The sequence below is a fragment of the Nocardioides sp. CPCC 206348 genome (genome assembly GCF_048654705.1).
Lineage (GTDB): Bacteria > Actinomycetota > Actinomycetes > Propionibacteriales > Nocardioidaceae > Nocardioides.
The window spans coordinates 39,216-40,952 of sequence record NZ_JBMCZA010000161.1; the positions used below are offsets into that span (position 1 = coordinate 39,216).

Here is a 1,737-nt window from a genome sequence, read left to right on the forward strand (position 1 = left end):
CCGCTTGTGGAGCCCGGTCGCCGCCTGCAGTTCGCACCCGAGGAGTTCATGACATGACCACCACGAAAGAGCGCCCCACCCTTCAGGTTCCAGGAGTCACCAGCCACACGCTTGCGCCGAGCGCGAGCCGTGGCAGTCGCGAAGGAACGTTGCGCTACCTCACGGCTGGGTCTGGTGCTCCGCTCGTCCTGCTGCACACCGTGCGCACCCAGGCTGAGCACTTCCGCCTTCTCATTCCGCAGCTCGCGGAGCACTACACGGTGTACGCCCTCGACCTCCCCGGGATGGGGTACTCGGAGATCGTCCCCGGGGCGTCGTACGAGGAGCCGGCTCTGCGTGCGGGCGTCAAGCGGCTCCTCACCGAGCTCGACCTCCATGACGTGACGCTGGTCGGCGAGTCCATCGGCGCGGTGCTCGCGTTGACCGCCGCCGCCGACCTGCCTGACCGTGTCCGGCGCGTCGTCGCGGTGAACCTGTACGACTACCGAGGCGGGATCGCCCGGTCCAGTGCCCTCGCTCGTGCGGTCAACAGCGGGATCGCCCTGCCGGGACTGGGGTCGGCGTTCGCCCGAGTCGAGCCCAAGCCGGTTCTTCGCCGGATCCTCCAGGGTGGGCTGGTCGACAAGGCGGCCCTGCGGTCGGACTACGTGGACGAGCTCAGCCATGTGGGCAAGCGGCCGGGTTACCCCATTGCGATCCGGGGGATCTACAGGAACCTGTCCAGCATGATCGCTGCCCGCTCGCGCTACCCCGAGGTGAAGGCGCCGGTTCACCTGATCTACGGCGAGAAGGACTGGTCCCGGCGATCGGATCGGGCTGCCAACAAGGAGCTGATGCCCGCTGCCGAGTTCACGGAGCTCCCGGGCGTGGGCCACTTCATTGCGCTCGAAAGCCCCGAAGTCGTGGGCGACCTGCTGGTGTCGTTGGCCTGAGCCACGGCGCCGGGCGGTGTTCGTGACCAGCGCGGCGGACAGGTCACGCGAGCTCGAGGAGGTTGATGCTCTCCTCGCGCATCTCGATCTTGCGGACCTTGCCGGTGACGGTCATGGGGAAGTCGTCGACGACCAGGACGTAGCGCGGGACCTTGTAGTGCGCGAGCTTCCCGGTCGCGAACTCCTTCACCGCTGCGGCATCGAGCGGTTCGGCCCCGGGTCGCATCCGTACCCAGGCACAGAGCTCTTCGCCGTACTTCTCGTCCGGGACCCCGATCACCTGGACGTCCTCCACATCAGGGTGGGTATAGAGGAACTCCTCGATCTCACGGGGATAGATGTTCTCCCCACCACGGATCACCATGTCCTTGATCCGCCCCACGATCGCGCAGTACCCGTCCTCACGCATCACCGCCAAGTCACCGGTGTGCATCCACCCCTCGGCATCAATCGCTTCGGCGGTCTTGTCCGGGTCGTTCCAGTAGCCGAGCATCACCGAATAACCACGGGTGCAGAACTCACCCGGTTCGCCACGCTCCACGGTCTCGCCCGTGACCGGGTCGACGACCTTGACCTCCACGTGCGGGTGCGCCCGCCCGATCGTGGCCGTACGACGATCCAGGTCGTCATCCGCACGGGTCTGCGTGGAGACCGGGCTGGTCTCGGTCATCCCGTACGCGATCGAGACCTCACTCATGTGCATGTCCTCGATGCAGTGCTTCATCACCTCGACCGGACACGGTGAACCGGCCATGATCCCGGTCCGTAAACTGGAGAGGTCGTAGTCGGCGAACCCGGGTGCGTT

The 1,737-nt window shown here is 66.5% G+C and carries 2 protein-coding genes; one reads left to right on the plus strand and one right to left on the minus strand.

What is annotated here, in order from left to right; translation table 11 throughout:
- Positions 1–53 precede the first annotated feature (53 nt).
- Positions 54–932, plus strand: coding sequence for an alpha/beta fold hydrolase (locus ACOADB_RS11905; RefSeq protein ID WP_378598504.1), 879 nt, complete (start codon positions 54–56; stop codon positions 930–932).
- A 43-nt stretch (positions 933–975) separates the two neighbouring features.
- On the opposite strand, the gene ACOADB_RS11910 is transcribed toward ACOADB_RS11905, so the two are convergent.
- Positions 976–1,737 (minus strand): AMP-binding protein (locus ACOADB_RS11910; protein ID WP_378598506.1); only part of this gene is annotated, 762 nt, incomplete at its 5' end.